Source organism: Sinomonas atrocyanea (assembly GCF_030812675.1).
Classification (GTDB): domain Bacteria; phylum Actinomycetota; class Actinomycetes; order Actinomycetales; family Micrococcaceae; genus Sinomonas; species Sinomonas atrocyanea_B.
Map to the genome: position 1 here is coordinate 127,749 of NZ_JAUSTE010000003.1, position 22,561 is coordinate 150,309.

21 protein-coding genes and 1 riboswitch are annotated in these 22,561 nt (G+C 71.4%); of the genes, 10 read left to right on the top strand and 11 right to left on the bottom strand.

Annotated elements, in window-relative coordinates; all coding sequences use genetic code 11:
* Positions 1 to 157 precede the first annotated feature (157 nt).
* The 4 genes from J2W20_RS06410 to J2W20_RS06425 all read right to left on the bottom strand — a co-directional run bounded on the left by J2W20_RS06410 (position 158) and on the right by J2W20_RS06425 (position 3,831).
* Entirely contained in the window at positions 158 to 988 is an 831-nt protein-coding gene (locus J2W20_RS06410) for an ABC transporter permease (RefSeq protein WP_307005624.1), read from the bottom strand.
* Positions 985 to 1,836: an ABC transporter permease gene (locus tag J2W20_RS06415; protein ID WP_307005626.1), complete on the bottom strand. Its 852-nt coding sequence runs from the start codon at positions 1,834 to 1,836 to the stop codon at positions 985 to 987. Before J2W20_RS06415 ends, J2W20_RS06410 begins: the two co-directional genes overlap by 4 nt.
* A complete protein-coding gene (locus J2W20_RS06420; protein WP_307005627.1) occupies positions 1,829 to 2,767 on the bottom strand; it encodes an ABC transporter ATP-binding protein in 939 nt (312 codons plus the stop codon). The genes J2W20_RS06415 and J2W20_RS06420 overlap by 8 nt, the downstream gene beginning before the upstream one ends.
* An 83-nt stretch (positions 2,768 to 2,850) precedes the next feature.
* The gene (locus J2W20_RS06425) at positions 2,851 to 3,831 is read right to left on the bottom strand and encodes a LysR substrate-binding domain-containing protein (RefSeq protein WP_307005628.1); all 981 of its coding nucleotides are present in this window, start codon (positions 3,829 to 3,831) and stop codon (positions 2,851 to 2,853) included.
* A gap of 88 nt (positions 3,832 to 3,919) precedes the next feature.
* Here J2W20_RS06425 and J2W20_RS06430 point away from each other — a divergent pair, with 88 nt between their 5' ends.
* From J2W20_RS06430 to J2W20_RS06440, 3 genes are read left to right on the top strand one after another with little or no spacing between them, the layout of a single operon-like run.
* Positions 3,920 to 5,119, top strand: coding sequence for a cytochrome P450 (locus J2W20_RS06430; protein WP_307005629.1), 1,200 nt, complete (start codon positions 3,920 to 3,922; stop codon positions 5,117 to 5,119).
* 12 nt (positions 5,120 to 5,131) lie between these two features.
* Positions 5,132 to 5,455 (top strand): 2Fe-2S iron-sulfur cluster-binding protein, encoded by a 324-nt coding sequence (locus J2W20_RS06435; RefSeq protein WP_307005630.1) that lies wholly within the window; start codon positions 5,132 to 5,134, stop codon positions 5,453 to 5,455.
* A 3-nt stretch (positions 5,456 to 5,458) separates the two neighbouring features.
* On the top strand, positions 5,459 to 6,754 hold the full coding sequence (locus J2W20_RS06440) for an NAD(P)/FAD-dependent oxidoreductase (RefSeq protein ID WP_307005631.1): 1,296 nt from the start codon (positions 5,459 to 5,461) through the stop codon (positions 6,752 to 6,754).
* Here the strand turns inward: J2W20_RS06440 and J2W20_RS06445 are convergent.
* Positions 6,724 to 7,680 carry a LysR substrate-binding domain-containing protein gene (locus J2W20_RS06445; protein WP_307005852.1) on the bottom strand — a complete coding sequence of 319 codons (957 nt, stop codon included), beginning with the start codon at positions 7,678 to 7,680 and terminating at the stop codon, positions 6,724 to 6,726. The two genes, J2W20_RS06440 and J2W20_RS06445, sit on opposite strands and share 31 nt — an antisense overlap.
* Before the next feature lie 213 nt (positions 7,681 to 7,893).
* Between J2W20_RS06445 and J2W20_RS06450 the strand changes: the two genes are divergently transcribed.
* The gene (locus J2W20_RS06450; protein ID WP_307005632.1) at positions 7,894 to 9,279 is read left to right on the top strand and encodes an MFS transporter; all 1,386 of its coding nucleotides are present in this window, start codon (positions 7,894 to 7,896) and stop codon (positions 9,277 to 9,279) included.
* Between the two features lie 210 nt (positions 9,280 to 9,489).
* Here J2W20_RS06450 and J2W20_RS06455 read toward each other — a convergent pair whose 3' ends face one another.
* From J2W20_RS06455 to glyA, 5 genes are all read right to left on the bottom strand, one after another.
* Complete coding sequence (locus J2W20_RS06455; RefSeq protein ID WP_307005633.1) at positions 9,490 to 9,828, bottom strand: SHOCT domain-containing protein; 339 nt, start codon at positions 9,826 to 9,828, stop codon at positions 9,490 to 9,492.
* 156 nt (positions 9,829 to 9,984) lie between these two features.
* Positions 9,985 to 10,653, bottom strand: a complete 669-nt coding sequence (locus J2W20_RS06460) for a response regulator (protein WP_307005634.1) — start codon at positions 10,651 to 10,653, stop codon at positions 9,985 to 9,987.
* Entirely contained in the window at positions 10,650 to 11,783 is a 1,134-nt protein-coding gene (locus tag J2W20_RS06465) for a sensor histidine kinase (RefSeq protein ID WP_307005635.1), read from the bottom strand. Before J2W20_RS06465 ends, J2W20_RS06460 begins: the two co-directional genes overlap by 4 nt.
* 194 nt (positions 11,784 to 11,977) lie before the next feature.
* Positions 11,978 to 12,883, bottom strand: coding sequence for a bifunctional methylenetetrahydrofolate dehydrogenase/methenyltetrahydrofolate cyclohydrolase (locus J2W20_RS06470; protein WP_307005636.1), 906 nt, complete (start codon positions 12,881 to 12,883; stop codon positions 11,978 to 11,980).
* A gap of 8 nt (positions 12,884 to 12,891) precedes the next feature.
* Positions 12,892 to 14,184 carry a serine hydroxymethyltransferase gene (gene glyA / locus J2W20_RS06475; protein WP_307005637.1) on the bottom strand — a complete coding sequence of 431 codons (1,293 nt, stop codon included), beginning with the start codon at positions 14,182 to 14,184 and terminating at the stop codon, positions 12,892 to 12,894.
* A 102-nt stretch (positions 14,185 to 14,286) separates the two neighbouring features.
* Positions 14,287 to 14,373, bottom strand: a riboswitch (ZMP/ZTP riboswitch).
* A gap of 87 nt (positions 14,374 to 14,460) precedes the next feature.
* Here glyA and J2W20_RS06480 point away from each other — a divergent pair.
* Together J2W20_RS06480 and purU are read left to right on the top strand one after the other, a co-directional pair.
* On the top strand, positions 14,461 to 15,576 hold the full coding sequence (locus J2W20_RS06480) for an NAD(P)-binding domain-containing protein (protein ID WP_373457969.1): 1,116 nt from the start codon (positions 14,461 to 14,463) through the stop codon (positions 15,574 to 15,576).
* A gap of 54 nt (positions 15,577 to 15,630) precedes the next feature.
* Positions 15,631 to 16,479 carry a formyltetrahydrofolate deformylase gene (gene purU, locus J2W20_RS06485; protein ID WP_307005639.1) on the top strand — a complete coding sequence of 283 codons (849 nt, stop codon included), beginning with the start codon at positions 15,631 to 15,633 and terminating at the stop codon, positions 16,477 to 16,479.
* 37 nt (positions 16,480 to 16,516) lie between these two features.
* Here purU and J2W20_RS06490 read toward each other — a convergent pair whose 3' ends face one another.
* Positions 16,517 to 17,038 carry a gamma carbonic anhydrase family protein gene (locus J2W20_RS06490; protein WP_307005640.1) on the bottom strand — a complete coding sequence of 174 codons (522 nt, stop codon included), beginning with the start codon at positions 17,036 to 17,038 and terminating at the stop codon, positions 16,517 to 16,519.
* 96 nt (positions 17,039 to 17,134) lie between these two features.
* On the opposite strand from J2W20_RS06490, the gene J2W20_RS06495 reads away from it, so the two are divergent.
* From J2W20_RS06495 to J2W20_RS06510, 4 genes are all read left to right on the top strand, one after another.
* Positions 17,135 to 18,328 carry an ROK family transcriptional regulator gene (locus J2W20_RS06495; RefSeq protein ID WP_307005641.1) on the top strand — a complete coding sequence of 398 codons (1,194 nt, stop codon included), beginning with the start codon at positions 17,135 to 17,137 and terminating at the stop codon, positions 18,326 to 18,328.
* Positions 18,329 to 18,484: 156 nt separating this feature from the next.
* The gene (mmsA, locus tag J2W20_RS06500; protein ID WP_307005642.1) at positions 18,485 to 20,029 is read left to right on the top strand and encodes a multiple monosaccharide ABC transporter ATP-binding protein; all 1,545 of its coding nucleotides are present in this window, start codon (positions 18,485 to 18,487) and stop codon (positions 20,027 to 20,029) included.
* Positions 20,030 to 20,046: 17 nt separating this feature from the next.
* Complete coding sequence (gene mmsB, locus J2W20_RS06505) at positions 20,047 to 21,339, top strand: multiple monosaccharide ABC transporter permease (RefSeq protein WP_307005643.1); 1,293 nt, start codon at positions 20,047 to 20,049, stop codon at positions 21,337 to 21,339.
* A gap of 111 nt (positions 21,340 to 21,450) precedes the next feature.
* The gene (locus J2W20_RS06510) at positions 21,451 to 22,551 is read left to right on the top strand and encodes a substrate-binding domain-containing protein (RefSeq protein WP_307005644.1); all 1,101 of its coding nucleotides are present in this window, start codon (positions 21,451 to 21,453) and stop codon (positions 22,549 to 22,551) included.
* The last annotated feature ends 10 nt before the right edge of the window (positions 22,552 to 22,561 follow it).

The following is a 22,561-nucleotide window of genomic DNA, read 5'->3' on the forward strand; positions in this document are numbered from 1 at the left end:
TGGCGCGGACGACGGCGGGTGCCCGGCCCGCGCGGGCCGGGCACCCGCCGTCGTGCGTACACGAACCCCGAATACGCGACGAGATGCGTACCCGAAACCCCGAAAAGCCGACGAGATGCGTACCCGAAACGGGACGGCGGGTGGGGTCAGGTGGGGGTCAGCGCAGGAAGAGGGAGCGCAGCCGGCGCGTGGTGAACGCGACCCCCAAGAGGATCATGATCGCGTAGTACAGCAGGTGCACGCCCGTGGCCGGGGTGAAGGCCCCGATGCTGATCTGGCGCATGAGCTCCACGCCGTGCCACAGGGGGAACGCCTGCACGATCCACTGCACCGGCGCCGGATAGACGGACAGCGGGTAAAAGGTCGCCGAGAACAAGAACATGGGCAGCATGACGAACGTGATCAGGTCCATCTGCTGGAACGTCTTCATGTAGCTCGTGATGGCCATCCCGAAGGACGCGAAGCCGAAGGCGACCATCACGGAGGCGGGCACCAGCAGGAGCGCCCAGGGCGTGGTGATGAGGCCCATGACCCCCATGACACCCGTGAAGCCCAGCGCGTAGAGGAAGCCGCGGAACAGGGCCATGAAGATCTCGCCCATGGCAATGTCGAGCGGGCCGAGGGACGTGTAGAGCATGCCCTGGTAGAGCTTGCCGAAGTGCATCTTGAAGAACACGTTCCACGTCGAGTCGTAGATGGCGCCGTTCATGGCCGAGACCGCCAGGAGCGCCGGCGCGATGTACGCGGCGTAGGAGATGGGCGCGCCGCCGGGGCCGGTGACGTTGCCGACGAGGCTGCCGAGCCCGATCCCCATCGAGAGCAGGTAGAACACCGGCTCGAAGAACCCGGAGACGAGGATGATCCAGTTCTGGCTCTTGATGACGCGGAAGCCGCGCTCGATCACCGCGCGCGCGTTGCCCGCGTACAGCGCGCCCAGAGGCCGGCCGCTGGCGGTGATCTCGTAGTCCTCGTCGGTCAGGGCGCTCACTTGCCCATCCTCTTCGCGTAATTCCTGCGCGCCCACCAGATGCCCACGGCACCGAGCGCGGCCAGGTACAGCACGTGCACCGCCACGAGCCAGCCCGGCTCGTCCATCCCGTACGAGGCCATGCGGCCGAGCTCGTTCCCGTGCCACAGCGGCGAGATCCAGCCGATCCACTGCATGCCCACGGGCATCGTGGCGAGCGGGTAGAAGGTGCCGGAGAACAGGAACAGGGGCATGACGATGAAGCGCTGGATCATGGAGAACTGGAAGTTCTCCGACTCGATGTGCGCCGAGTAGGCCATGAGCGGGGCACCGAAGGCCATGCCGGCGAACACGCCGATCGGCACGAGCAGCCACGCCCAGGGACCGGGCGCGGCGCCGAAGGCGAGCATGATGAGGAAGAACACGAGGCACTGGACGGTGAGCCGCACGCCGACGGCCATGATGTGCCCGGCCGCGAGCTGCCCCGGCACGAGCGGGGTGACGTGCGGGCCGAAGTAGACGCGGCGCCACTTGAAGCCGTCCATGACGGGGAACATCATCTCGTTCGCGCTGGTCATGACTGCGCTCGAGACGAGCAGGGCCGGGGCGGCGAACGCGAGGTACCCCACGCCGTCGAACGCGGCCCGCGCCCCGCCCGCGCTCCTGTCCACGATCGAGGCCAGCCCGACCCCCATCGAGAACAGGTACAGCAGCGGGTTGCCCACGCTCGTCACGACGATCGTGACGAGGTAGGCGCGCATGCCGCGGAGCATGTGCTCGGCGAAGTAGAACGAGCCCCAGCGCCGGGCCTTCGCGGCCGAGACGTCGGGGGCGTGCGCGGTGAGGCGGGTCGGCGCGGCCTCAGTCAACGAGAGACCGTCCTGTCAGGCGCAGGAAGACGTCCTCGAGCGAGGCGCGCCGCACGAGCGAGGTGAGGGGGTGCAGCCCGCGGCCCCGGATGAGCTCGAGCGCCCGCTCGCCGTCGGCGGCGTAGACGAGCACCCGGTCGGGCAGCGCCTCGACGCGCTCGCCGACGCCCTCGAGCTGGCCGACGACGGCGGCGTTCCGCTCGGCGCCGAAGCGCACCTCCAGCACCTCCCGGCTCGAGTGCTCGCGGATGAGCGCCGCGGGCGACCCCTCCGCCATGATGCGCCCCTTGTCGACGACGATGAGCCGGTCGCACAGCTGCTCGGCCTCGTCCATGTAGTGGGTGGTCAGCACGAGCGTGACGCCCTGCTCCTTGAGGCGGAAAAGCCTGTCCCACAGGGCGTGGCGGGCCTGCGGGTCCAGCCCCGTGGTGGGCTCGTCGAGGAGCAGGATCTTGGGCTCGTTGACGAGCGAGCGGGCGATCGTGAGGCGGCGCTTCATGCCGCCGGAGAGCGAATCGACCTTTGCGGTGGCCTTGTCCTCGAGCTGGGCGAAGGCCAGCAGCTCGTCGGCGCGCTGGCGCAGGTAGTCCATCGGAAGCCCGAAGTAGCGCCCGTAGACGATGAGGTTGTCCCGGACCCGCAGCTCCTCGTCGAGGTTGTCCTGCTGCGGCACGACGCCGAGGTGCGCGCGGACCTCAGGGCCCTGGCGCTCGGGGTCGAGGCCCATGATCTCGAGAGTGCCGGCGGTGCGCTGGGTGACGCCGCCGATCATGCGCATGGTGGTCGACTTGCCGGCCCCGTTGGGCCCGAGGAGCCCGAAGGACTCGCCGGCGGGCACCTCGAAGCTGATGCCGTCGACGGCGCGGAACTCGCCGTAGGCCTTCACGAGGTCCTCGGCGCGGATGACAGTCCGCCTGTCTGCCTCACCCACGGCTGACCCCCCGGCAGTTACAAGAGCGGAATGTGACACAGGTCGCAGCCTAGTACGGTCGGCCACATTCCGCAACGAGTCTTTCACAATGGGGAGGGACCTCCGGGGCCTCGCCCACCGGCGCCCTGGCCGGCGATGAACTCCATGAGGGCCGTGGCGCGCCGGGTGGGCCGCACGGCGGCATTCCAAGCCATGAGCACCCGGACCGGCGCCGGGGCCGGGGTGATCTCGACGGGCACCACCGGCAGCCCCTCGTAGGTCTCGTCCCGCGCCGGGCGCTGGACCAGTAGGGCATAGCCCAGGCCGCGGCCCACGAGCGAGCGCGTGAGCTCGAAGTCCGTGGTGCGGTAGCGGATGCGCGGGACCACCCCGGCGGCGCGGAACACGGACAGGGTGTGCTCGCCGCTGGGGTGCAGGTCGAGGAAGACGAGCGGGTCCTCCGCGAGCGCGTCCAGCGTGACCGCGTGGGCGCCGGCGAGCGGGTGGTCCGCGCCCAGGAGCGCGTAGACGCGGGCCTCCGAGATGGTCCGCGCCTCGAGGCCCTGCGGAAGGTTCATGTCGTACAGCAGGGCCGCATCGAGCTCCCCGGCGAGCAGCGCCTCCTCGAGCGGGGCCTGCTGGTCGGCGACGAAGTCGAGCTGGACCTCGGGGTGCGCCCGGCCGAATTCCGCCAGGATGGGCGGGATCAGGGTCACGGCGAGCGTCGAGTAGCAGCCCAGGGCGACGGGCCCGCGGAGGGTCGCACCGGCGTCGAGCGCGGAGAGCTCGAGGTCCGCGGCGCCCGCGAGGAGCTCGCGGGCGTGGTCGCGGACGTAGGCGCCGGCCGGGGTGAGGACCACGCCGTGCGCGCGGCGGCGCACGAGCAGCTGGGCGCCGAGGGCCCGCTCGAGGTCGCTGAGCGCCGAGCCGACCGCCGTCTGGGTCACGTGCAGCCGCTGCGCCGCGGCGCTGATCGACCCCGCGTCCGCGACCGCCAGCAGGTAGCCGAGCTGGCGGAGCGTGAACCGGCTCGGGATGCGGACGACGCCGGGCGCCTCGCCCGCGCGTCCCGTCGCCTCTCCCATGGCACACCCCCTTGTGAAGAAGAAGTTGTCTATTATCGAGCTTTTTTGAACTTTACCTGCCTTTATGGCGTCCGCCACACTCGGAGCCATGACCGTTCAGCCAGCCCCCGCCCCCGCCGATCTGGGCGCCCCCATCGCCGACTGGGTCCGCATCGAGGACCTCTACGACGACCCCTACCCCATCTACCGGCGGCTGCGCGCCGAGTCGCCCGTCGCGTGGGTGCCGGCCGTGGGCCGCTACCTCGTGACGAGCTTCGAGGCCTGCCACCGGATCGAGCAGGACGCCGACACGTTCTCGGCGGACGAGGAGGGCTCGCTCATGAAGCGCTCCATGGGCCACTCCATGCTGCGCAAGGACGACCCCGAGCACCAGGTGGACCGCGCGGCGTACGGGCCGGTGCTGCGGCCCAAGGCCATCAAGGAGACGTGGACGGCGGTCTTCGCCAGGAACGCCGAGAAGTACCTCGCCGACTTCGCCGCGGCCGGCCCGGGGGCCGACCTGCACCTGGGCTTCGCGGCCCCCTTCGCCGCCGAGAACCTGCGCGAGATCATGGGCTTCCGCAACGCCACGCAGGAGGACCTGCAGCGCTGGAGCCAGACCATGATCGACGGCACGGGCAACTACGCCGACGATCCGGATGTGTGGGCCAAGTCCGCGGCGTCCAGCGCCGAGGTGGACGCCGCGATCGACGAGCTCATCCCGGTGCTCACGGCCGATCCGGACGCGACCCTCCTCTCGGCAGTGGTCAACGCCGGGCTGCCCGTCGAGGCCATCCGGGCGAACATGAAGATGACGATCGGCGGCGGGCTCAACGAGCCCCGCGACGTGCTCGGCACGGCTGTGTGGGCCCTCCTGTCCAACCCGGACCAGCTCGCCCAGGTCCTCGCCGACCCGGCGCTGTGGCCCACCGCGTTCGAGGAGGCCGTCCGCTGGGTCGCGCCGATCGGGATGTACCCGCGCCAGACCACCCGTGCGGTGGAGCTCGGCGGGGCGAGCCTGCCCGCGGGGGCGCGGCTCGGCGTCGTCATCGGCGCCGCGAACCGCGACCCGGAGCAGTTCGAAGACCCCGAGGCGTACAACCTCAACCGCGAGAAGAGGCCCCACCTCGCCTTCGGCGGCGGCACGCACTTCTGCGCCGGCACCTGGGTGGCCCGCACATCCGTGGCCCAGGTGGCCCTCCCGCGGCTCTTCGACGCCCTTCCGGGCCTGCGGCTCGCCGACCGGCCGGCCCGCGAGGGCGGCTGGGTCTTCCGCGGCATGCTCGAGCTCCCCGTGGCCTGGAACTGAGGAAGGAAGACCATGCCCACCATCACCTACGTCCAGCCGGACGGCACCGAGACCGTCCTCGATGTCCAGCCCACCACCTCCGCGATGCGCGCGGCCGTCAGCGCGGGCGTCCCCGGGATCGTCGGCGAGTGCGGCGGCCAGGCCATGTGCGCCACCTGCCATGTCCTGGTCCGCCCCGACTTCCTCGACGTCCTCCCCCCGATGGGCGAGGACGAGGACGAGATGCTCGAGTGCACTTCCACGCCCCGCGACGGCGCCCGCAGCCGCCTCGGCTGCCAGATCTCCTGCGGGACCCTCGACGCCCTCGTGGTCGACGTCCCCGCGGGCCAGGTGTAGCGGATGGCCCAGCAGCCTCCCCTCGGCCCGGCGGACAGCGTGGTGGTGGTCGGCGCCGGCCACGCGGGCGTCCAGCTCGTCGACTCGCTCCGCGCGGGCGGCTACGCCGGGGCCATCACGCTCCTCTCCCGCGAGTCGGCCCGGCCGTACCAGCGGCCGCCGCTGTCCAAGGACTTCATCGCCGCCTCCGGTGCGCCCGAGGCCCTGCCGCTGCGCGGCGAGGGCTTCTTCGACGACGCCGGCGTGCGCGCCCTCTGGGGAGTCGCCGCCGAGCGCATCGACCCCGAAGCGCGCCAGCTCGTGGCGGACACCGGCGAGCGCATCGCGTACTCGGCGCTCGTCCTCGCGACGGGGGCCGACAACCGCCGCCTCGGGGTGCCGGGCGAGGACCTCGCAGGTGTCGTGTCCCTGCGGACGCTGGAGGACGCCGCGCGGGCGCGGGCCGGCCTCGAGGGGGCAAGGCGCGCCGTGGTCGTCGGCGCCGGCTTCGTGGGCCTTGAGGTCGCGGCCGCCGCCAGGGCCCGCGGAGTCGACGTCACCGTCGTGGCGCCCACCGAACGTCCCCTGCGGCGCTCCGTCTCCCCCGCGGTCTCGGCCTTCCTCGCCGAGCGCCATGCACTGGACGGGGTACGGCTCGAGCTGGGCACCGCGGTGGCGGGCTTCCTGCCGCGCCCGGCCGGGTCCGGCAGCGGCGACCGGGTGGCCTCGGTGATGACCGCGGACGGGCGCGAGCTGCCGGCCGACGTCGTCGTGGTCGGCGTCGGGGCCTTCCCCGCCGTGGGGCTCGCCGCTGCTGCCGGGCTGGCGGTCGGGGACGGGGTGACGGTCGACGGCGGTCTGCGCACCTCCGATCCGCACATCCTCGCCATCGGCGACTGCGCGAGCTTCCCGAGCGCGCACGCGGGGCGCCGGGTCCGCCTCGAGTCGGTGCAGAACGCGACCGACCAGGCGCGGCACGCCGCCGCCGTCCTGCTGGGCGCCGCAGCGGGCCCCTACGCCGAGCTCCCGTGGTTCTGGAGCCACCAGGGCCCCACGAAGGTCCAGATCGCCGGGCTCTCCCGGAGCGACGCGCACCGCGTGGTGCGCGGCGACCGGGCTTCCGGGAAGTTCTCCGTGTTCGCCTTCGACGTCACCGGCGCCGAGGCGCGGCTCGTCGCCGTGGAGAGCGTCAACAGTCCCACCGACCATCTGGCCGCGCGCCGCCTCCTCGGGGCGGGCCGGCAGCTCACCCCGGACGACGCCGCCGACCCGGCCTTCGACCTGAAGGCCTATTCGCGCGCGGCGCCGGTCCCCGCATGAGCCGGGGACCCGCCGTCGTGCTCCCCGGGGCGCCCGTAGGAGCCGAGCTTCTCGACCGCATAGTCGAGGAGCGCGGCCGCGCGCGCGGTGAGCACCATGTCCTCGGGCCAGATGGCCACGACGTGGGTGCGGGTCGCGGGCGGGTCGAGGCGCCGGACAGCGACCGGGAGGCCCTCGACGCTCGCGGGCCGCACGTTGGGGCGGGACATCAGCAGCCCGTAGCCCACGCCGCGGCCCACGAGGGCCTCCACGAGGATGATCTGCGGAACCCGCGCCGCGATCGTGGGCGTGAGCCCGCGGGCGGCGAAGGCCTGCACGGTGTTGACGGTGCTGGGACTCGCCTCGTAGTGGATCAGCGGCTCCTCCGCGAGGTCGGCGAGGTCCACGGCCTCCCCCGCCGCCAGGGGGTGGTCGGGGTGCAGGTGCGCCTCGAGCTCCGTCGCGTAGATCTCGCGCCGGGCGTAGCCCACGGGCAGGAACATGTCGTACATGATGGCGACGTCGAGCCGCCCCGAGTCGAGCGCCGGGAGCAGGTCGTCGTTGGTGCCCACGGTGATCTCGAGGTCCACCCCGGGGTGCCGCCGCGGGAAGCCGTCGAGGAGCGCGGGGACGATGCTGGTCGCGAAGCTCGCGAAGCACCCCAGCTTCACCGGCCCGCGCAGCTCCTGGTCCCGGCGCGCATCGAGGACGAGCTCGCGCGTGTCGGCGAGGATGCGGCGCGCCTGCACCGCGAAGTGCTGCCCGGCCGGAGTGAGCGCGAGGCCACGCGCCTTGCGGCGCACGCACAGCTGCTCCCCCACAGTCTTCTCCAGGCTCGTGATGGCCTGCGAGAGCGCCGACTCGGAGATGTGCAGGCGGACCGCGGCCGCGCTGAGCGTGTCATGGTCCGGCAGGGCGGCGAAGAGCTCGAGCTGCCGCAGCGTCACGTCTGCCAAGGACGCTCACCTCCGTATATAAGTTGCCTCAAAGTATATTGGCGAATCTCCGAAGTTTACATACGGAAGTGGTGTCCGCCACTATGGTGACACCGCCACCTCCGAGCCTGAGCCCGAACGGGCCAGGGCCATCACCGTTCCCCCGCGGCCCCCGGCCGCACCACGAGGCATCAGCGACGATGCCGGCCAGCAAGGACACCAGCCATGACCCACACCGGCACCGGCGCCGTCTCCGCCGCAGCGAACCAGCGACGCGTCGCGTTCGCGACGATCATCGGCACCACCATCGAGTGGTACGACTTCTTCATCTACGCCACGGGCGCGGCCCTCGTCTTCGCGGAGCTGTTCTTCAAGCCCGCCGGCGCGAACATCGCCACGCTGCTCTCGTTCGCGACCGTCGGCATCTCCTTCCTCTTCCGCCCGCTCGGGGCGTTCCTCGCCGGGCACTTCGGCGACGTGATCGGCCGCCGGGCGATGCTCGTGATCACCCTCATCCTCATGGGCGCGTCCACGACCCTCATCGGCGTCCTGCCCACCTACTCCCAGGTCGGCATGGCGGCGCCCATCCTGCTGCTGCTCCTGCGCATCCTCCAGGGCGTCTCGGCCGGCGGCGAGTGGGGCGGCGCGGTGCTCATGGCCGTCGAGCACGCCCCGGCGAAGCGCCGCGGCCTCGCGGGCGCCTTCCCGCAGCTCGGCGTGCCGCTCGGCATGCTCCTCGCCTCCGGCGTCATGGCGATCATGACCGGGGCCGTCTCCCCCGGCAAGGCCTTCCTCGAGTGGGGCTGGCGCGTGCCGTTCCTGCTGAGCATCGTGCTGATCGCCGTCGGCTACTTCGTGCGCCGCTCGGTCGAGGAGAGCCCGGTGTTCGCCGAGATCGCCGAGCGCGGCCGCCAGACCAAGGTGCCGATCGTCGTGCTGTTCCGCAAGCACTGGCACCTCGTGATCCTCGCGGCGCTCGTGTTCGTGGGCAACAACGCGGCCGGCTACATGACCACCGGCGGCTTCATCCAGGGCTACGCCACGGGCAAGCTCAAGATGGACGCGACCTCCGTGCTCCTCGCGGCCACCGTCGCCTCCGCCATGTGGTTCGTGTCCACCCTCGTGGCCGGCATCCTCGCCGACAAGATCGGCCGGAAGGCCACCTACCTCATCGGCTTCGTCTTCCAGGCCCTGATGGTGTTCCCGCTGTTCTGGTTCGTCAACCTGGGCAACCTCGGGGGCCTCTACACCGGCCTGGTGCTGTTCTCGATCGGGCTCGGCCTCACGTACGGCCCGCAGGCCGCGTGGTACTCCGAGATCTTCCCGGCGTCGGTGCGCTTCTCCGGCGTCTCGATCTCCTACGCCATCGGTGCGATCCTGGGCGGCGCCTTCGCCCCGACCATCGCCCAAGCACTCCTGCAGGCCACGGGCTCCACGGCCGCCGTCTCGGCCTACCTGCTCATCGCAACGCTCGTGTCGATCGGCGCGGTCCTGTGCCTGCGCGACCGCCGCGGCATCCCGCTCGGTCCGGACCACGAGGCCGAGCAGGCCACCGGCGCGACGGTCTTCGGGCCGAACCGCGCGGCGGAGCCGGTCGCCGCGAAGGCCTGACCGCCGGTCCGCCTGCCCCCAGCCCGTCTGGGAGTCACCTCCTGAGAGTCACCTTCCGAGGGTCAGGTCCTGAGAGTCACCTCGCGTGACCCACAGGACCTGGCCCTCGGTCGCGACCCGCGGGAGATGACTCCCAGAAGGTGACCGTCAGGAGGTGGCCCCCAGGAGGTGCCTCCCAGGAGGCGCCCGTCAGGAGGTGCCTCCCAGGCGTCAGGGCTGGTAGTAGGGTCCCGGCTCGGCGCCGCGGAGGACCTCGAGGCGCTGGCGGTACTCGGCCTCGTCGATGTCGCCCCGCGCGTAGCGCTCACGCAGGATCTCCTCGGCGGCCGCAGGGCCAGCCGGGAAGGGCCCCGGGTAGTGACCCGCACCGAAGCGCCCGGCGGCCGCCGCCTGCCCCCGGCGGCCCCACCAGATGCGGCGGCCGATGAAGAAGAAGAGGCCCAGAGCGAGGATCCAGAACAGCGGGAAGATCAGGAACCACGGGAACCAGGGGCCGGCCCAGTGGGCGGTCGGGTCGGCGGCGGCTGTGGCATCGAGGACGGCGAACATGGCGGTCTCCTTGGGACTTCGTCGGCTGGACTTCAGCCGCTGATTCCAGTCTTCTCAGCCGGCCCTGCTCCGGCATCGGCCCCGCGGAGTCATCGTGCGGGGCCGCCTACTCCGTCCGGATCATGCGGGCCTACGCCCGGACGCACCCTCCGGCGCTCAGCCGAGCCAGCCCGGCCGCACCAGCCCCGACTCGTAGGCGAGGACCACCAGCTGGGCCCGGTCACGCAGCCCCAGCTTGGTCATGGCGCGCGAGACGTGGGTCTTCGCCGTGAGCGGCGTGATGAACAGGCGCGCGCCGATCTCCGCGTTGTTGAGGCCCTGGCCGACCAGCGAGACGACTTCGCGCTCGCGCTCGGTAAGGCCGCTGATGTCCGCCGACGGGGCCTCGGCCGCGGGCGTCCGCTCGGCCGCAAGGCGCGCGAGCAGCCTGCGGGTGACGGACGGCGAGAGCATGGCGTCGCCGTCGTGCACGGCGCGCACGGCCCGCACGAGGTCCGCCGGCTCCGTGTCCTTGACAAGGAAGCCGCTCGCCCCGGCCCGGATCGCGCCCGTGACGTACTCGTCCAGCTCGAACGTGGTCAGGATGATGACCTTCAGGCCCTCCGGGGGCGCGGCGAGGATCGACCGCGTCGCCTCGAGCCCGTCGCCGCCGGGCATGCGGATGTCCATGAGGACCACGTCGGGCGCGAGCCTCGCCGCCGCGGCCACGGCGTCCGCCCCGGTCCCCGCCTCGCCGACCACCTCCATGTCCGGCTCGGCGTCGAGGAGCGCACGGAAGCCGGCGCGCAGGAGCGCCTGGTCGTCGACGACCAGGATGCGGATCATCGGCCCTCCCCCTCGGGCAGCTCTGCGTGCACCCGGAGGCCGCCCCGGTCGGTGAGCGTGAGGGTGCCGCCGAGCGAGGCGACGCGTTCGCGCATGCCGGTGATCCCCGCGCCGGAGAGGGACCCGCGGAGGCCGGTGCCGTCGTCGTGCACGTCCACGACGACGCGGCCGCCCTCGCGCGCGATCCGCACGTCGGCGCGGTGCGCGCCGGCGTGCCGCACGGTGTTGGTGAGCGCCTCCTGGACCACGCGGTGCACCACCCGCTGGATGGAGGACGACGGCGGCGGGTCGAGCCGAGCGTCGAGGGTCACCTCGAGCCCGGTCCCCCGCGCATCCTCGATGAGCCCCGGGATGCGGCCGAGCGGGTCCTCGGGGGTGACGGGCGCATCCTGCCGCAGGACGCCGAGGAGCTCGCGCACCTCGCCGAGGGCCTCGTGGCTCGTGTGCTTGATGGCCTCGAGGGCGGGCACGAGCTCGCCGGGGTTCTTCTCGGCGAGGTGCAGGGCGACGCTCGCCCGGACGTTGATGAGGGAGAGGGAGTGGGCCACGATGTCGTGGATGTCGCGGGCGAGCTCGAGGCGCTCCTGATCGCGGACCTCGCGGCGGTGGGACTCCCACTCCCGGCGCCGGGCGGCGGCCCCCTCCCGGCGCACGCGCAGCCCCTCGCCGAGCAGCAGCACGACGACGGTCCAGGCCGCGGCCGCTCCGGCCCCCAGCCAGTTGCCGGCGGGCAGGGTCCAGATGGCCGCGGCGGCGACGACGCCCAGCCCGGCGGCCCAGGTCCAGCGGCGGGCGCCGGCCGCCGTCGCGAAGACGAGGGCGACGGCCGGCGAGACGAGCACGGGACCCCACGGGTAGCCGAGCCCGAAGTAGACGAGGGTCACCGCCACGACGGCGGCGGCGACGGGGCCGGGACTGGGGATGAGCGCGAGCAGGAGCGCGGGACCGGCCACGAGGAGGATGACCGCGAGGGCATCGATGGGGCGGGCCTCCGGCTGGCGGAACGCCGCCCCGTGCGTGCCGAACACCTGCACGAGCGCGAGCACCACGACGGCCGCGACCCTGATGGGCCACGGGGCGCGGCCGTGCGCCCACGCCCGGCGCGGCCGGGCCCCACTCCACCCCTGCATGGGGCGAGCCTACGCGCGGGGCGGGCCGCCGTCGTCGTACGGGAGGCACAGATGCGCCACCTGCCTGCTCCCGTGGGAGTACGGGCCGCGACGGCGCCCGCACACGAATCTGGGGGTCACCTTCTGGGAGTCACACGAGGTGACTCCCAGAAGGTGACCCCCAGAAGGTGACCCCCAGGAGGTGACTCCCAGAATCAGGCCGGGCCGGCGGCGCGCTCGGCGGCCTCGACCACGTTGGTCATGAGCAGCGCCACGGTCATCGGGCCCACACCGCCGGGGTTCGGCGAGACGTAGGCCGCCACCTCGGCGACGTCGGGATGGACGTCGCCGTAGACCTTCGACTTGCCCGTCTCGGGGTCCGTCTCACGGGTCACGCCGACGTCCAGCACAGCCGCGCCGGGCTTGACGTCCTCAGGCCTGACGATGTGCTTGACCCCGGCACCGGCCACGATCACGTCCGCCCGGCGCAGGTGCTCGGACAGGTCCGTGGTGCCCGTGTGGGTGATGGTCACGGTCGCATTGATCTCGCGGCGCGTCAGCAGCAGCGGGATCGGCCGGCCGATCGTGACGCCGCGGCCCACCACGACCACGTGCTTGCCCTTGAGGTCGTAGCCGTTGCGGACCAGGAGCTCGATCACGCCCCGCGGCGTGCACGGCAGGGGCGTGTCGATTGTGCCGCTGACATTCAGCACGAGCCGGCCGAGGTTGGTCGGGTGCAGGCCGTCGGCGTCCTTGGCCGGGTCGATCCGCTCGAGGATCGCGTCCGTGTCGAGGTGCTTCGGCAGCGGGAGCTGCACGATGTACCCGTGGCACGCGGGGTCGGCGTTGAGCTCGTCGATGAGGGCCTCGACCTGCTCCTGGGTGGCGTCGGCTGGCAGTTCGCGCTGGATCGAGTTCATCCCGATCGCCTCGGACTGCTTGTGCTTCATGCCCACGTAGAGCTGCGAGGCGGGGTCTGCACCGACGAGCACGGTGGCGATGCCGGGGGTGATCCCCCGGGCCTTGAGGGCTGCGACGCGCTCGGCGAGCTCCTCTTTGATGGCGGCCGAGGCGGCCTTGCCGTCGAGGACGGCCGCACGGCCCGTTGTCTGGGATTCCATCGGTCCGCTCACCATTCCTCGTGGCCCGGGTACAGCGGGAAGTCCGCCGCGAGCTTCTCGACGCGGGCGCGGAGGGCGTCGGCGTCGGCACCGCCCTTCAGCGCGGTGGCGATGATGTCGGCGACCTCGGCGAACTCGGCGGCGCCGAAGCCGCGGGTTGCGAGCGCCGGGGTGCCGATCCGCAGGCCGGAGGTCACCATCGGCGGCCGCGGGTCGAACGGGACGGCGTTGCGGTTGACCGTGATGCCGACCTCGTGCAGGAGGTCCTCGGCCTGCTGGCCGTCGAGCTGGGAGTCGCGCAGGTCCACGAGGACCAGGTGCACGTCGGTGCCGCCGGTGAGGACGGACACGCCCGCCTCCGCGACGTCCTTCTGCGAGAGGCGCTCCGCCACGATCCTCGCCCCCTCGAGGGTGCGCTGCTGGCGCTCCTTGAACTCGTCGGAGCCGGCCACCTTGAACGCCACGGCCTTGGCGGCGATGACGTGCATGAGCGGTCCGCCCTGCTGGCCGGGGAAGACGTTGGAGTTGATCTTCCGGCCGAACTCCTCCTTGGCCAGGATCACGCCCGAGCGCGGGCCCGCGAGGGTCTTGTGGACGGTCGAGGTCACCACGTGCGAGTGGGGCACGGGCGAGGGGTGCAGCCCGGCGGCGACGAGGCCGGCGAAGTGGGCCATGTCGGTCCACAGGAGCGCCCCGACCTCGTCGGCGATCGACCGGAACGCCGCGAAGTCCAGGTGGCGGGGGTAGGCGGACCAGCCGGCGATGATGACCTGCGGACGCTCGGCGAGGGCCTGCTCGCGGAGCCTGTCCATGTCCACGCGGAAGGTGTCCTGCTCGACCTGGTAGGCCGCGACCTCGTACAGCTTGCCGGAGAAGTTGAGCTTCATGCCGTGCGTGAGGTGGCCGCCGTGGGCGAGCGAGAGGCCGAGGATCTTGTCGCCGGGGTTGATCATCGCGGACAGCGCAGCGGCGTTGGCCTGGGCGCCCGAGTGGGGCTGGACGTTCGCGAACTCGGCACCGAAGAGCGCCTTGACGCGGTCGATCGCGAGGTTCTCGGCGACGTCGACGTACTCGCAGCCGCCGTAGTAGCGCTTGCCCGGGTAGCCCTCGGCGTACTTGTTGGTCAGGACCGACCCTTGGGCCTCCATGACGGCGCGGGGGGCGAAGTTCTCGCTCGCGATCATCTCGAGGGTGCTGCGCTGGCGGCCGAGCTCCTGGTCGAGGACGGCGGCGATCTCGGGATCGACCTCGCTCAGCGGCAGGTTGCTGACGGCGGACACGGTAGGAGTGGCGGGGCTCACGGGATCTCCTGGGTTGTCAGGTGGCGGGAGGCTACTGGTCAGGCTACCGGCCTCCGCGCTCCCCCGGAACTTCCGCGGCAGAGCATGAAGGCACAGCGTCACGACCCCGGCCCAGGCGTACGATCCGCGGTGTCCCATGTGTGCCGCTCCCCGGTGGTGATCCACCCAACGCCAGTCGCGACGGCTCCCAGTCTACCGTGGGCTGCTGGCCACCGGCGGGTACCGCCGGGAACATCCCGGGGCGCCGCGAGGTTTCCGCAGACGATTGATCCGTCAATGAAGGAGGATGTCGTGGAGGCACGCCCAGCGGTGGTCATCGGCGCCGGACAGGCCGGGCTCAGCGCGGCGTACTGGCTGCAGCGCCGCGGCCTCTCCCCGTGGGAGGACTACGTGGTCCTCGACGCCAACCCGGGGCCGGGCGGAGCCTGGCGGCACCGGTGGGACTCCCTGACCTTCGACGCCGCCCACCACCTCCACTCCCTGCCCGGCCTCCCCCTCGAGGCGCCCGACCCGCACGAGCCGGCCTCCGCCGTCGTGCGCCGGTACTACGGCGGCTACGAGCGCACCTTCGGGCTGCCCGTGGTCCGTCCCGCCCGCGTCGCCTCGGTGGAGCGCACGGAGGACGGCGGCGCCCTCCTCGTGCGGGCCGCCGACGGGCGCGCGTGGCTCGCCGAGGCCGTCATCTCCGCGACGGGGACGTGGGACCAGCCGTACTGGCCGCACTACCCGGGGCGCGAGCAGTTCCGCGGCCGGCAGCTGCACACGCACGACTTCGTCTCCGCCGAGGAGTTCGCCGGGCAGCGCGTCCTGGTCGTCGGGGCCGGGACGAGCGCGCTGCAGTTCCTCCTCCAGCTCGACGCCGCGGGCGCCCGCACGGCCTGGTCGACGCGGCGGCCGCCGCAGTGGACCCGGGAGCCCTTCGGCCCCGAGTGGGGCGCGGAGGTCGAGCGGCGCGTCGGCGAGCGCACGCGCGCCGGGCTGCCGCCCCTGAGCGTCTCCGCCGCGACGGGCCTGCCGCTCACCGAGCAGTACCTCGCCGGCATCCGCTCCGGAGTGCTCGTCTCCCGCGGCCCGCTCGCGCGGCTCACGGCCACCGGCGCGGTCCTCGCCGACGGCACCGCGCTCGAGCTCGACGCCATCCTGTGGGCCACCGGCTTCCGGGCCGCGCTCGGGCACCTCGCCCCGCTGCGGGTGCGGGAGCCGGGCGGCGGGGTCCTCATGGCCGGCGACGGGGTGAGCGTGGTGCGCGAGCCGCGGCTGTTCCTCGTCGGCTACGGGGCCAGTGCCTCGACCATCGGGGCTACCCGGGCCGGGCGCGCCGCCGCTCTGGCGGCGACCCGGACGCTGCGGCGCGGGTCGGAGCGCGAGGAGGCGGCCGCCGTCGTGCGCTGAGCCGGCCGTCCCGCCGGGCGGGCCGGGTACGCACGGCTCGCTACGCTAGAGCGCGTGAAGCGCAACAGGTTCATCGTGACCCTCTCCTGCCCCGACCGACCGGGGATCGTGCACGCCGTCTCCGGCGCCCTCCTGGCCGCCGGCTGCAACATCGCCGAGTCCCGCCAGTACGAGAGCCCGCACACCGGCACGTTCTTCATGCGCGTCGAGGTCGAGACGGAGTCGGACCGGGGGGCGCTGGAGGCCTCCCTCGCACCCGTCGCCGAGGCGTTCTCGATGCGGCTGGGGCTCTTCGGGGGCGGGCAGCCGGTGCGGACGCTCATCATGTGCTCCAAGGACGGGCGTACCCTCAACGACCTCCTCTTCCAGCAGCGGGCGGGGACGCTGCCGATCGAGGTGCCCGCGGTGGTGTCCAACCACACCGACCTCGCCCCGATGGCCGAGTTCTACGGCGTGCCGTTCGTGCACCTGCCCGTCTCCTCGGCCACGAAGGCGGAGGCCGAGGAGAAGCTGCTGGCCCTCGTCGAGGAGCACCGGATCGAGCTCGTGGTGCTGGCCCGGTACATGCAGATCCTCTCCGACGGGCTGTGCCGCGCACTCGAGGGCCGCGCCATCAACATCCACCACTCGTTCCTGCCCTCGTTCAAGGGGGCCAGGCCCTACCACCAGGCGCACGCCCGCGGGGTGAAGATCATCGGGGCCACCGCGCACTACGTGACCGCGGACCTCGACGAGGGGCCGATCATCGAGCAGGAGGTCATCCGGGTGGACCACTCCAGGACGGCCGAGCAGCTCGTGCAGATGGGCCGCGACGTCGAGGGGCGCACCCTGTGCCGGGCCGTCCAGTGGCACGCCGAGCACCGCGTCCTGCTCGACGGGCACCGCACGGTGGTCTTCGCCTGACGGCTCGCGCGGGATGGCCTCCCCGGAAAGGGGCCGGTCAGTGGCCGTTGGCCTGCCGGTGCGCCCGGGCCAGGTCCACGTAGTGGGCGGCATTGCGGTAGAGGCCCTTGACCTCCTCGTCCGTGAGCTCGCGGCGCACCTTGGCGGGCACCCCCGCCACGAGTGACCGCGGCGGCACCTCGGTCCCCTCGAGGACCACGGCCCCGGCCGCCACGAGCGACTCGGCCCCGATCACGGCGCCGTTCATGATGGTCGCGCTCATGCCCACGAGCACGTTGTCGCCCACCGTGCAGCCGTGGACCACCGCGTTGTGGCCCACCGAGACGCCGGCCCCGACCGTGCACGGGAACCCTGCGTCCGCGTGCAGGACCACGTTGTCCTGGAGGTTGCTTCCGGCCCCGACGGTGATGGTGGCGGTGTCGGCGCGCACCGAGACCCCGTAGAAGGCGCTCGAGCGGTCGGCCAGGTGCGCGTCGCCGATGACGGAGGCCGTGGGGGCCACGAACGCGCTCGGGTGGATGTCCGGGGTCTTGCCGCCGAATTCGATCACTGGGCTCATGGCCCCCAGACTAGTGGCCTGCTCCCGAGCCTGACGATGGCCCCTGTTGCGTTCATTTCTTGACGACAAGAGGGGCCAGAGCGCAAGCTGTGTGGCATGGTCTCCACCCTGCGCTCGACGACGAGCGGCACCGGCAACCCCGGCTCCCAGTCAGCGCTCCGAAAGCTCAACGAGCAGCGCATCGTGGAGGCGCTCATGGCGGGCCCCGCGACCCAGGCCGAGCTCTCCCGCCAGACCGGCCTCTCGACCGCCACCGTGTCGAACATCGTCAAGGTGCTCTGCGACGCGAGCGTGGTCGCCACCGAGCCGACCACGAGCTCGGGCCGGCGCGCCCTGAGCGTCCGGCTCAACAGCAATTCTGCGGTCGCCGTCGGCATCGACTTCGGGCGCCGGCACCTGAGGGTGGTGCTCGCGAACCTGGCCTACGAGGTCCTGGCAGAGGAGAGCATGATGCTGCCCCTCGGCCACCAGGCGGACGTGAGCATCACGGCCGCAGTGGACGTGCTGGACCGCCTGCTGGCCGAGTCCGGCGTGCGGCGCGAGCACATCGTGGGGGTGGGCGCGGGGATCCCCGGCCCCATCGACCACCGGACCGGCACGGTGGTCCAGGGCGCCATCCTTCCCGAGTGGGTCGGGTTCCAGATCCTGGCGCACCTCGAGGAGAGGCTCGGGCTCCCCGTCTTCGTGGACAACGACGCCAATCTCGGCGCCCTCAGCGAGGTCACCTGGGGCCCCCACAACGGGGTCGAGAACCTCATGTTCGTGAAGATCGGGTCCGGCATCGGCGCGGGCCTCATCATCAACGGGGCCCCGTTCTACGGGCACGTCGGGGTCACCGGAGAGATCGGGCACTCGACGATCGTGGAGCACGGGCTCGTGTGCCGCTGCGGCAACCGCGGCTGCCTCGAGACGGTCGCGTCCACCACCACCATGTCCGAGCTGCTCAGCAGGGGCCACCCCGACCAGATGACCCCCGACGAGATCGTCCAGCGCGCCCACGCCGGCTCGGCAGCCGTCCTGCGGGTGCTCGACGACGCCGGTCTGGCCGTGGGCCGCGCGCTCGGCGCGGTCGCCAACCTCATCAGCCCCGAGGTGATCGTCATCGGCGGCCCCCTCGCGGGCCTCGGCGAGATCCTGCTCGAGCCCATCCGGCGGGGCCTCCTGCGGCACGCGGTGCCGCTCGTCGGGGAGACCACCGCCCTCGCGATGTCCGCGCTGGGGGCCCGCGCCGAAGCCCTGGGGGCGGCCGCGCTCGTGTTCCAGAACGCGGAGATCGCCCATCGTTCCTGAGGCGCTGCGGCTCCCCGGAATCGGAGCAGCACCCTCAGATTGCGTTCAAGCCTTGACGACAAGAGCGCAGAGATTGTTTACTTTCTACTCAGACGGCGCCGAACCTTGGCCGCCGGACAATGAAGTTCGACCTGATGACCAGGAGGCAAGGGGCACATGGCGCCGAACGAACCCGTCATCCTCGAAATGCGGTCCATCACCAAGGAGTTCCCGGGCGTGAAGGCGCTCGCGGACGTGAACCTCCAGGTGAAGGCCGGCGAGATCCACGCGATCTGCGGGGAGAACGGAGCTGGCAAGTCCACGCTCATGAAGGTCCTCTCCGGGGTCTACCCCCACGGCAGCTACGCCGGCGAGATCTTCTTCCAGGGCCAGGTCCAGGAGTTCAAGGACATCCGGGCCAGCGAGGCCGCAGGGATCGTGATCATCCACCAGGAGCTCGCGCTGATCCCCGAGCTGTCCATCATGGAGAACATCTTCCTGGGCAACGAGCCCTCCCGCCGCGGAGTGATCGACTGGAAGGAGGCCCGCCGGCGGTCCCTGGACCTGCTCGCGCGCGTCGGGCTCTCCGACGATCCCGACACCCAGGTGAAGGAGATCGGCGTCGGCAAGCAGCAGCTGGTCGAGATCGCCAAGGCGCTGAACAAGTCCGTCAAGCTGCTCATCCTCGACGAGCCCACGGCCGCGCTGAACGAGTCCGACTCCCAGCACCTGCTGGACCTGATCGTGGGCCTGAAGGGCCGCGGCGTCACCTCGATCATGATCTCCCACAAGCTCAACGAGATCGAGCAGGTCGCGGACGAGATCACCATCATCCGCGACGGCCGCTCGATCGAGACGCTCAACGTCAAGCGCGACGGCGTCGACGAGGACCGCATCATCAAGGGCATGGTCGGGCGCACGCTCGAGTCCCGCTTCCCGGACCACACCCCGACCGTGGGGGACGTCCTGTTCGAGGCCAAGGGCTGGACGGTGCAGCACCCCGTGATCGCCGACCGGCTCGTGTGCAAGGGCTCCGACTTCTTCGTCCGCGAGGGCGAGATCGTCGGCTTCGCCGGGCTCATGGGCGCCGGCCGCACCGAGCTGGCCCGCAGCATCTTCGGCCACTCCTACGGCAAGTTCATCTCGGGCCACACCTACATGCACGGCAAGGAGGTCCGCATGAACACCGTCGCCCAGGCGATCGACGCGAGCCTGGGCTACGTGACCGAGGACCGCAAGTCCCTCGGCCTGAACCTGCTCGACGACATCAAGACGACCACCGTCTCCGCCGCGCTGAAGAAGATCACCCGGGGCCTCGTCGTCGACCGCAACCGCGAGTACCAGGTGGCCGAGGAGTACCGCCGGTCGCTGCGCACCAAGACCCCCAACGTCGACGAGGGCGTCGCCAAGCTCTCCGGCGGGAACCAGCAGAAGGTCGTCCTGGCCAAGTGGATGTTCACGGATCCCGAGCTGCTGATCCTCGACGAGCCCACCCGCGGCATCGACGTCGGCGCGAAGTACGAGATCTACGGGATCATCCAGCGCCTGGCCAGTCAGGGCAAGGGCGTGATCGTGATCTCCTCGGAGCTGCCCGAGCTGCTGGGACTCTCGGACCGCATCTACACGATCTTCGAGGGCGCCATCACCGGCGTCCTGACCAAGGAAGAGGCCACGCAGGAGAGCCTCATGAAGCTCATGACCCAGGCCCGCAAGGCAGCCTGAGAGACGAAGGACCAACCATGGACGCCCTCAAGAAGCTCTTCGGCGGCAACAGCCGCCAGTTCGGGATGATCTTCGCCCTCGTGGCCCTGATCATCCTGTTCCAGATCCTCACCGGCGGGCTCACGCTCACGCCGGACAACGTGATCAACCTCTTCAACGGCAACTCGTACATCCTGATCCTGGCCATCGGCATGGTCCTCGTGATCATCGCCGGCCACATCGACCTCTCGGTCGGCTCGATCGCCGCTGCCGTCGGCATCATCGTCGCCATCGCGATGCGGGACTGGGGCCTCCCCTCCTGGGTCGGGATCATCCTCGGCCTCGTGATCGGCGCGGTCATCGGTGCCTGGCAGGGCTTCTGGGTCGCCTACATCGGCATCCCCGCCTTCATCGTGACCCTCGCGGGCATGCTCATCTTCCGCGGCGTGAACCAGTGGATCGGCCAGTCCAACACGGTCCCGGTCCCCAAGGACTTCCAGTTCATCGGCGCCGGCTACCTGCCCGAGATCGGCCCGGACACCGGGTACAACAACCTCACGCTCCTGATCGGCATCATCGGCGTCGCCGCCGTCGTCTTCTTCGAGCTGCGCTCCCGCCGCGAGGCCAAGGCGCTCGGCGCCGAGGTGCCCGAGCTGTGGGTCACCGTGACCAAGCTCGTGCTCATCAGCGCCGCCATCCTCTACGCGACCTACCTCTTCGCCACCGGCCGCCCCGGCACCTCGTTCCCTGTGCCGGGCATCATCCTCGGCATCCTCGTGCTCATCTACGGCTTCATCTCCTCCAAGACCGTGATCGGCCGCCACGTCTACGCCGTCGGCGGCAACCGCCACGCGGCCGAGCTCTCCGGCGTCCAGTCCAAGAAGGTCAACTTCCTGGTGATGATGAACATGGCCATCCTCGCCGCCCTCGCCGGCATGGTCTTCGTGGCCCGCTCCACCGCCTCCGGCCCGTTCGACGGCACCGGCTGGGAGCTCGACGCGATCGCTGCCGTGTTCATCGGCGGCGCCGCGGTCACCGGCGGCGTCGGCACCGTGATCGGCTCGATCGTCGGCGGCCTGGTCATGGCCGTGCTCAACAACGGCCTCCAGCTCCTCGGCATCGGCGCGGACCGCACCGCCATCATCAAGGGCCTCGTCCTCCTCGCCGCCGTGGCCTTCGACGTCTACCAGAAGTCCCAGGGACGCCGCTCCATCATCGGCCTGCTCCTGCGCGGCGCCGGCGGCGGCCGCGCCGACCGCACCGCCGGCGGCACCCCCCTGCAGCCGGACGAGACCACCAAGACCAGCGAAGTCCTCGCCAAGGACGCCTGACGGACGACGCCGGCCGCGCGCCCGGGCGCGGCCGGCGCCTCCCCCTCCGGGTACCCCCAGACCCCACGATTCCGCAACCGGATCCACAGGAAACCACAGAAAGCAGAAACAATGCGTATGTTCGGTACGGCAGGAAAGGCCGCGGCCGTCGTGGCCATCGCGGCCCTCGCGCTCACAGGGTGCGGACGCTCGGAGTCGAGCAGCTCCGCCAGCGCGAGCGGCGGCACCGGCGGGTTCGCAGCGAACTCGACGATCGGCGTCGCGCTCCCCCAGAAGACCTCGGAGAACTGGGTCCTCGCGGAGGGGCTGTTCAACGACGGGCTCAAGGCCGCGGGCTTCAACCCCGATGTGCAGTTCGCCAACGGTGGCGTCTCTGAGCAGCAGAACCAGATCTCGGCCATGGTCACCAAGGGCGCCAAGGTCATCATCGTGGGCGCCATCGACGGCTCCCAGCTGGGCACCCAGGTGCAGCAGGCCAAGGCCGCGGGCGCCACGGTCATCGCCTACGACCGCCTCCTGAAGAACACGGACGCGGTGGACTACTACGTCGCGTACGACAACTACAAGGTCGGCCAGCTGCAGGGCCAGGCCCTTCTGGACGGCATGAAGGCGAAGAAGCCGAACGGCCCGTACAACGTCGAGCTCTTCGCCGGATCCCCCGACGATGCCAACGCGAAGGTCTTCTGGGACGGGGCGATGAACATCCTCCAGCCCAAGATCGACGACGGCACGCTCAAGGTCGTCTCCGGCCAGAAGTCCTTCGACCAGGCCGTGACCCAGGGCTGGAAGGCGGAGAACGCGCAGAAGCGCATGGACACCATCCTCGCCGCGAGCTACAACTCCGCGTCGCTGGACGGCGTGCTGTCCCCGAATGACACCCTGGCCCGCGCGATCATCACCTCGGTGAAGAGCGCCGGCAAGCCGGTCCCGGTCGTCACCGGCCAGGACTCCGAGGTCGAGTCGGTCAAGTCCATCATGGCGGGCGAGCAGTACTCGACCATCAACAAGGACACCCGCAACCTGGTGAACAAGGCCATCGACATGGTCAAGAAGCTCCAGCAGGGCCAGAAGCCGGACATCAACGACGACAAGTCCTACAACAACGGCGTCAAGACGGTCCCGGCCTTCCTGCTGCCGCCGCAGATCGTCACGAAGGCCAACGCCAAGGAGGCCTACGCGAACGACCCGACCCTGAGCAAGCTCGTCCAGTAGTCTTCCGAGC

Coding starts and splice junctions, on each gene's coding strand:
- J2W20_RS06425 (WP_307005628.1), bottom strand. CDS start 3,831: ATGGGAGAGGCGACGGGACGCGCGGGCGAGGCGCCCGGCGTCGTCCGC.
- J2W20_RS06430 (WP_307005629.1), top strand. CDS start 3,920: ATGACCGTTCAGCCAGCCCCCGCCCCCGCCGATCTGGGCGCCCCCATC.
- J2W20_RS06435 (WP_307005630.1), top strand. CDS start 5,132: ATGCCCACCATCACCTACGTCCAGCCGGACGGCACCGAGACCGTCCTC.
- J2W20_RS06440 (WP_307005631.1), top strand. CDS start 5,459: ATGGCCCAGCAGCCTCCCCTCGGCCCGGCGGACAGCGTGGTGGTGGTC.
- J2W20_RS06450 (WP_307005632.1), top strand. CDS start 7,894: ATGACCCACACCGGCACCGGCGCCGTCTCCGCCGCAGCGAACCAGCGA.
- J2W20_RS06455 (WP_307005633.1), bottom strand. CDS start 9,828: ATGTTCGCCGTCCTCGATGCCACAGCCGCCGCCGACCCGACCGCCCAC.
- J2W20_RS06460 (WP_307005634.1), bottom strand. CDS start 10,653: ATGATCCGCATCCTGGTCGTCGACGACCAGGCGCTCCTGCGCGCCGGC.
- J2W20_RS06465 (WP_307005635.1), bottom strand. CDS start 11,783: ATGCAGGGGTGGAGTGGGGCCCGGCCGCGCCGGGCGTGGGCGCACGGC.
- J2W20_RS06470 (WP_307005636.1), bottom strand. CDS start 12,883: ATGGAATCCCAGACAACGGGCCGTGCGGCCGTCCTCGACGGCAAGGCC.
- J2W20_RS06480 (WP_373457969.1), top strand. CDS start 14,461: ATGAAGGAGGATGTCGTGGAGGCACGCCCAGCGGTGGTCATCGGCGCC.
- J2W20_RS06490 (WP_307005640.1), bottom strand. CDS start 17,038: ATGAGCCCAGTGATCGAATTCGGCGGCAAGACCCCGGACATCCACCCG.
- J2W20_RS06495 (WP_307005641.1), top strand. CDS start 17,135: ATGGTCTCCACCCTGCGCTCGACGACGAGCGGCACCGGCAACCCCGGC.
- mmsA (WP_307005642.1), top strand. CDS start 18,485: ATGGCGCCGAACGAACCCGTCATCCTCGAAATGCGGTCCATCACCAAG.
- mmsB (WP_307005643.1), top strand. CDS start 20,047: ATGGACGCCCTCAAGAAGCTCTTCGGCGGCAACAGCCGCCAGTTCGGG.
- J2W20_RS06510 (WP_307005644.1), top strand. CDS start 21,451: ATGCGTATGTTCGGTACGGCAGGAAAGGCCGCGGCCGTCGTGGCCATC.